The sequence below is a fragment of the Halolactibacillus alkaliphilus genome (genome assembly GCF_900115465.1).
Classification (GTDB): Bacteria; Bacillota; Bacilli; order Bacillales; family Amphibacillaceae; genus Halolactibacillus; species Halolactibacillus alkaliphilus.
This window is the reverse complement of the sequence record NZ_FOWN01000056.1, coordinates 1-7345: the sequence shown is the minus strand read 5'-3', so window position 1 is coordinate 7345 and position 7345 is coordinate 1. Positions and strand designations below refer to the sequence as shown.

General features: G+C 38.1%; 6 protein-coding genes and 1 pseudogene. 1 reads left to right on the top strand and 6 read right to left on the bottom strand.

All coding sequences use genetic code 11. From position 1 onward, the window contains the following. From BM163_RS13410 to nikC, 5 genes and pseudogenes are all read right to left on the bottom strand, one after another. Positions 1-191: pseudogene (locus tag BM163_RS13410) on the bottom strand (IS5/IS1182 family transposase); the annotation flags it as partial. Positions 192-486: 295 nt separating this feature from the next. Continuing rightward, positions 487-1500 (bottom strand): ABC transporter ATP-binding protein, encoded by a 1014-nt coding sequence (locus tag BM163_RS13405; RefSeq protein WP_089803678.1) that lies wholly within the window; start codon positions 1498-1500, stop codon positions 487-489. Beyond that, on the bottom strand, positions 1475-2521 hold the full coding sequence (locus BM163_RS13400) for an ABC transporter ATP-binding protein (protein ID WP_089803677.1): 1047 nt from the start codon (positions 2519-2521) through the stop codon (positions 1475-1477). Before BM163_RS13400 ends, BM163_RS13405 begins: the two co-directional genes overlap by 26 nt. A 28-nt stretch (positions 2522-2549) precedes the next feature. Beyond that, positions 2550-3491, bottom strand: a complete 942-nt coding sequence (locus BM163_RS13395) for an ABC transporter permease (protein ID WP_089803676.1) — start codon at positions 3489-3491, stop codon at positions 2550-2552. A gap of 17 nt (positions 3492-3508) precedes the next feature. After that, positions 3509-4405 (bottom strand): nickel transporter permease, encoded by an 897-nt coding sequence (gene nikC, locus BM163_RS13390; protein WP_089803675.1) that lies wholly within the window; start codon positions 4403-4405, stop codon positions 3509-3511. Positions 4406-4938: 533 nt separating this feature from the next. Here nikC and BM163_RS13385 point away from each other — a divergent pair. Next, positions 4939-6531: a glutathione ABC transporter substrate-binding protein gene (locus BM163_RS13385; protein WP_089803679.1), complete on the top strand. Its 1593-nt coding sequence runs from the start codon at positions 4939-4941 to the stop codon at positions 6529-6531. Between the two features lie 100 nt (positions 6532-6631). Here BM163_RS13385 and BM163_RS13380 read toward each other — a convergent pair. Further along, a partial coding sequence (locus BM163_RS13380; protein WP_143088241.1) for an ISL3 family transposase occupies positions 6632-7345 on the bottom strand: 714 nt, incomplete at its 5' end.

Below are 7345 nucleotides of genomic sequence, written 5' to 3'. Positions count from 1 at the left end.
CTTATAAAAACAGAAATAATCATAGCAGCGTAGTTAAGCTCCTCCGGAGCTCCAAGACGTGATTTTTTACTTACCTCACGGTAAATGTGGTCAATATCAATGACCAAAATAATAGCGTCATATCGTTGGGTAGGTTCCATTGCATATAATTCATTAATGCTAAATAAACTCTCTTGTCGTATAATAGGCATAGGGAGTTCTCCTCCAGTCTTTTGGTTTAGTTTGGTTACTTACCATTATACAAGACTTGGGGAGGTACTTCCTTTTTTATGCTTCAAAACCATTGGGCCGCAAGGCCTCAGAATTATGAAATTCATTCAGCTGAGCTCCTTTTGTTACATATTTACACTTTTTACTAATCAAAACTCATCGCCTCTGTATAGAAAAACTGAGAACCAATGATCTAAATAACAAAAAGACCCAAACCATTTAAAATGATTTGAGTCTCGTTTATATTCATATTTATTGATCTAATATCCCGCTTACTTATTCTACTTGATGCGTACCGTTTTTGATTTCTTCCATAAAGTGACATGCACCCATATGGCCTTCTTTCATACCGTCTATGTTCCGTAGTTCCGGTGCTTCTACTCGACACCGTTCTGTTGCAAATGGACAACGCGTATGGAATCGACATCCTTGCGGTGGATTAATTGGCGAAGGAACATCGCCTTCTAATAAGACGCGTTCACTCTGAGCATCAGGGTCTGGTACTGGAATAGCTGATAATAAAGCTTTTGTATATGGGTGATGTGGATTGTCAAAAATAGATGTCTTATCACCAATCTCAACAATTTTACCTAAATACATAACAATAACGCGATCTGATATGTGACGAACAACGCCTAAGTCATGAGAAATAAATAGGTAAGTTAAGGCAAAATCACGCTGTAACTGTTTCATTAAGTTAATGACTTGCGCTTGAATTGACACGTCCAATGCTGAAACAGCTTCATCTGCGATGATTAGTTTAGGATCAACAGATAATGCACGCGCAATCCCTATACGTTGACGTTGCCCTCCACTAAATTCATGAGGAAAACGGTCTGCTTGGTGAGCACCAAGACCAACAACTTCCATCAAATCAGCGATTTTCTTTGCACGCTCATTTTTTGGTACAACATTTTGAATTTCTAATGCTTCTTCTAAAATTTGACGCACCGTTTGACGAGGATTAATGGATGCGTATGGATCTTGAAAAATGACTTGAAGGTCTTTTCTTTTTTTACGCATATCTTTTTTACTTAACGCTAGTAAATCTTCCCCATCAAATTCTACTTCACCTGCCGTTGGTTCATCTAAACGTAAAATAGCCCGCCCAGTTGTTGATTTACCGCAACCTGATTCACCTACAATAGAGACAGTTTCACCCTCATAAACATCAAATGTAATACCGTCTACGGCTTTAACGTGGTTTATCGTTCGACCTAATAAACCGCCTTTTATCGGAAAATATTGTTTTAAATCTTTGACTTTAAGTAGTTCTTTTGGCACTGACATCAACCTCCTGATCTCCATCCCACTCATCGGTGTAAATCCAACAACGGATTTGGTTACCATTGTCACTTTGTTCTAAATCGGGGAGTTTTTCATGACATAATTCTGTCGCGAATGGACAACGAGGCGCAAAACGGCACCCCTTAGGCAAATTATCTGGACTAGGAACAGAACCTTCAATCACTTGTAATTCAACATCACCTAAATCAATATCATGTCGTGGTAAGGAATTTAATAAACCAACGGTATAAGGGTGCTTTGGATTTTTGAATACATCTCTAACCTTAGCATATTCAACGACCTTGCCCATATACATAACCGCCACGTAATCACATGTTTCTGCCACAACACCTAAATCATGCGTAATCATAATGATAGACATGCCTAACCGATCTTGAAGGTCTTTCATCAATTCAAGAATTTGTGCCTGAATAGTCACATCAAGTGCTGTCGTTGGTTCATCTGCAATTAAAAGCTCTGGGTCACATGCTAAGGCAATAGCGATCATGACACGTTGGCGCATTCCACCTGAAAGTTCATGTGGATACTGTTTTACTCGCTGTTTTGGCGAAGGAATACCAACAAGCTCCAGCATCTCTGCTGAACGTTTCATCGCCTCTTTTTTGGACATGTTTTGGTGAATCATGAATGATTCACTGATTTGTTGTCCGACTGTATATACAGGATTTAAAGACGTCATCGGTTCTTGGAAAATCATTGAAATTTCATTTCCGCGAATTTTCCGCATCTCTGCCTCTGATTTTTTAAGTATATTCTCACCTTTAAATAAGATTTCTCCACCAATAATTTTACCCGGATTCTGAATTAAACGAAGAATCGAAAGCGACGTAATACTTTTACCTGACCCAGATTCTCCTACAATACCTAATGTTTTACCTTTAGGTACAGCAAAGTTAACACCATCTACGGCTTTGACTTCAAATTTATCGGTAAAGAATGATGTTTGTAAATCTTTTACTTCTAGAATTGGTTCTTGATCTAGAATATCTGTTGCTTTGACCATACCATTCACACCTTTTCTATATTTGTCTTTAATTTAAATCGATTCGCTTATTTAGTAATCGGTAAATAACATCTACCATGATGTTTACGAATACAAAGAGAAATGCAAAAACCAATACACCACTTTGAACAATTGGGAAATCACGAGAGTTAATCGCCCCTACCATTAAACGCCCTAGACCGTTAATAGCAAAAACATTTTCAGTGATGACAGCCCCACCAAGTAAGGCACCAAATTGTAAACCGACAACTGTTACAACAGGAATTAAAGCGTTTTTCAAAGCATGTCTATAAACAACAATACGTTCTTTAACACCTTTTGCTCGTGCTGTTCTAATGTAATCTTGATCAATAACTTCAAGCATACTTGAACGGGTCATACGTGCGATAATCGCTGCACCTGCTGTACCTAATGTAATAACTGGTAACACCATTTGTTGCCACGTTCCCCAACCCGATGCTAAAAACCAACCGGTATTGAAAAAGAGTACATCTCGACCAATAGCGAAATATTGGATTAAGATTAAACCAAGCCAGAAGTTTGGCATCGATAAACCGAACAAAGCAGCTATCATTACGAGTGTATCTGACAATTTTCCACGTCGTACCGCTGCAAAAACACCAAAGATAATTCCTAAAAACACAGAAAGTAATGTGCTATAAAAAGCTAATGATACCGTTGTACCTATACGCACTTTAATTTCATCCGCCACTGGACGACCATTACGTATCGAGTTCCCCAAGTCACCCGTCACGACGCCAGAAACATAGTCAAAGTACTGGACCGGCAAAGGATCATTTAACCCTAATCTTTCACGTGTTAATTCGATTTGTTCTTGAGATGCACTTTCACCTGCCATGATTTGTGCAGGATCACCCGGAATTAGACGCACCATACTAAATGTTAGAATTGTTACACCTATTAAAACCGGTATTGTTTGGATTAAGCGTCGAACTATAAATTGAAACACAAGTCATTACCTCTTTTCTAGTTTTTCATTTTTGGATCTAGTGCATCACGAAGACCATCACCAAATAAGTTAAATGCGAGCACAACAATAACTATTGCAATACCTGGAATTGTTGCGACGTGAGGTGCATCGTACATGTAGTTACGTCCATCCGCTAACATCGCTCCCCACTCCGGCATTGGAGGTTGTGCACCTAAACCTAAGAAACTCAAACCACTCGCCGAAAGAATCGATGTTGCAATACTTAATGTCGCTTGAACGATAATTGGAGAGGCGACGTTGGGTAGAATATGTTTGAAGATAATTCTAGCATCACTCGCACCAAGTGCTTTAACAGCATCAATGTATTCCAGTTTCTTCACCGAAAGTGTTGAACCTCTTACAATACGTGCAAAAACAGGCACTGAGAATACAGCTACAGCGATAATAACGTTATTCAAAGAACTTCCTAGTACCGCAACGATAGCAAGCGCTAACAGAATACCTGGAAACGCAAGTAAGATATCCATAAAACGCATGATAATTGTGTCAATTTTACCGCCGTAGTAACCCGATATAATTCCTAAGAAAACACCGACAGTCATTCCAATTAACACAGCCGAAAAACCTACATACAAGGTAATACTCATACCATCAATAATCCGGCTGAAAATATCTCGGCCATAATTATCTGTTCCAAGCCAATGAGCTAGTGATGGGCCATTTAATCGATTAGCAGTATCCGTTGCACTCGGGCTATACGGCACGAAATATGGTCCAATCAATGCAATTAAAATAATCGCAATAATTAATATTCCACCAACAACGGCAGATTTACTACTCGTTAGTTTTCTCCAAAATGTCGAAAGCTTAACAAGTGTTGGATTTGGTGCTGCTTTTATTTGAGCAGCTCCAGTGTTAATTTCTTCTCTCATGCAATCCAATTCCCTTCTATTCAATAAGTTCTAAATTTCTAAAAATTCAGCCTTATTTAACAATAAGACGGTTTATCGACACATATAGGCCGATTGTTCAACCTTATTATTTGTCAAAATGAGATGAATTTTTAGATTCTTCAATCAATTATACTATCTTTTTACCAATCCTAAAAGCGCGAAATTTCCCAAAGATAGATACGATTAATAATAATGCCACATTAAAATACAAATTGCAACAAAACACCAAAAAGTCAGAAAATTAAGATACCCTTTAATTCATAACAATTCAATAATTCCCCCCTCATTTGTTCTATATTATAGAAGAAACTAGTCTATCAAACGCTTTTAATTATAAGAATGTTCTAAAAAAGGTATAAGGTAAATCGAACAGATAAAGTTATTAGATAATTTAGACTTGTTTTTATTTTTAATTTATAGTATAGTGAATTTAACTTTTCACAAAGTAAAAAGAAAAATAAAAAGGGGAGTGTTTTTACGTGAAAAAGCTATTAACAAGTAAGTTTTTACTTATGTTATTACTTATTGGCGCTATGTTTGTTTTTGCAGCATGCGGCTCAAGTGATGACGATGCAACTGGTGACGATACATCAGAGGGTACATCAGAAGATGCAAATGATGCGCCAGCAGCCGAAGGCGGCGAATTAGTTATTGCAACACTATCAGAAGCTGTAGCACTTGATCCACACGGATCAAACGATACACCTTCAAGTAACGTTGCTTACAACATTTATGAGCAACTTGTTGTTCAAGATGAGAATATGGATCTTCAACCAGGTCTAGCAACTAGCTGGGAAATGATTGAAGATACTGTATGGGAGTTTTACTTAGAAGAAGGTGTTACCTTCCACGATGGTACACCATTTAACGCTGAAGTAGTTAAAGCAAATATTGATCGTATTCTTGACGAAGCTGTTGCTTCTCCTCGTTCATTCTTATTCAACATGATCAATGAAGTGATTGTTGTTGACGAGTATACTGTTCAATTTGTAACAGACTATTCATTTGCTCCACTTCCAGCCCACTTAGCTCATAATGGTGGCGGAATGATTTCACAAGCTGTCATTGAAGCTGATTACGAAGCAATGGCAGATGGTGGCGACCCAGGCGCAACAATTAATGAAAACCCAATTGGTACAGGTCCTTTCAAACTTGACTATTGGAATTCAGGAGATGAAATGCGTTTAGTTAAAAACGAAGAATACTGGGGTGAGCCAGCTCACTTAGATTCAATCGTTTTCCGTGTTGTTCCTGAAGATGGTACGCGTATTGCTGACATTGAAACAAACGTAGCACACATCAGTGATCCACTATCACCATCAGATGTATCACGTATCGAAAATACAGACGGTATCTTTGTAAACCGTACACCATCTGTAAGTTTATCTTATATCGGATTTAACGTTCAAAAAGAACCATTTACTGACGTTCGTGTACGTCAAGCTATCTCAATGGCAATTAACAAAGATGCCATTATCAACGACCTATACGGTGGCGCAGGTATCCCTGCAATTGGTCCAATCGCACCTAACGTATTTGGCTTCGATGATTCAATCGAAGGTTTAGAGTATGATGTTGAAGCAGCACGTGAATTACTTGCTGAAGCAGGTTATGCAGATGGCTTTGATACAACAATTTGGACAAACGACTCTCGTGAGCGTATTGATGCTGCAACAGTTGTTCAAGATAACTTATCTGAATTAGGTATCAATGTTGACGTGCAAATCGTTGAGTGGGGTGCTTACCTTGATGATACTGCTGCTGGTGAACACGATATGTTCATCCTAGGCTGGTCAACTGTAACAGGTGATGCTGACTACGGTATGTATCCAATGTTCCACTCTGAAAATCACGGTACACCAGGTAACCGTACATTTATCGCAAATGACGAACTTGATAGATTACTTCTAGAAGCACGTCAAAATCCAGATCCAGATGAGCGTCAAGCACTTTACAGTGAAGCACAACAAATCTTGGTTGAAGAAGCTCCTATGCTTTACATTCACCACCAAGAGTTCTTAATTGCTGTTAGCGATGATGTTCAAGGTCTATGGCAACACCCAACAGGCATTTTAATGCTTAAAGATGTTACTTTAGCTCAATAATACCATTTAAAGCACCCGTTATCGGTTCTTTGTCAAATAGTGTTGGTGAGAATTTTTAACCAATAATTTCGAGCTTATATTTCACATGTTTCAGCTCTTTTTATGCAGCTGAAACATGTGTTTTATTTTGTGTTTTTTTCTTCTGAGGTTCAACTGGTTTGTAAGCAAAATGTAAAAGAATTCGGTTCTTATAGTTTGTGAAATTGCGATAGCCGTATGCGACGCGATTTAAGACTTTGATTTTATTATTAATGCCTTCAATGCGGCCGTTATTGTAAGTATAATTAAAGCTATTTTGAATGTGTGGTAAATGTTTTCGTAACGTCTTTATACTCGTTTTCATATAACTAGAAATGTTCGCATCAAGTTTTCCTTTGACGATCTCTTCGAGATCGTCAAAATTCCTGTCGGCAAAAGCTTTAAAGAAGCGCTGTAGTAAGTCATAGTTTGCTTTAAGCTCATCAGAATAATCTAACATGGCATCCACAACCGATTTAGATGGTAGTTGTCCAAACATGGTATAGTGCTTGTACTCTGTACTTGAGAGATCCTCGCTAGGTTTCAATATCATTTGCCAGTATCGCTTGAATCGACGATATTTCTTTTGATCTTCACCATTTGATGTATTGAATGCTTGCATGATTTTGATACGTGTTTTATTCATCGCTCGCGTCATTAATTGTACGATGTGGAAGCGATCAATTATGATTTTAGCATGAGGAAACAGATCCTTAACTACACCTTGATAACTCGCGTTCATGTCAATCGTCACTGTCTTCACATTTTTACGCTGCTTAAAGGTAAAATACGTCGT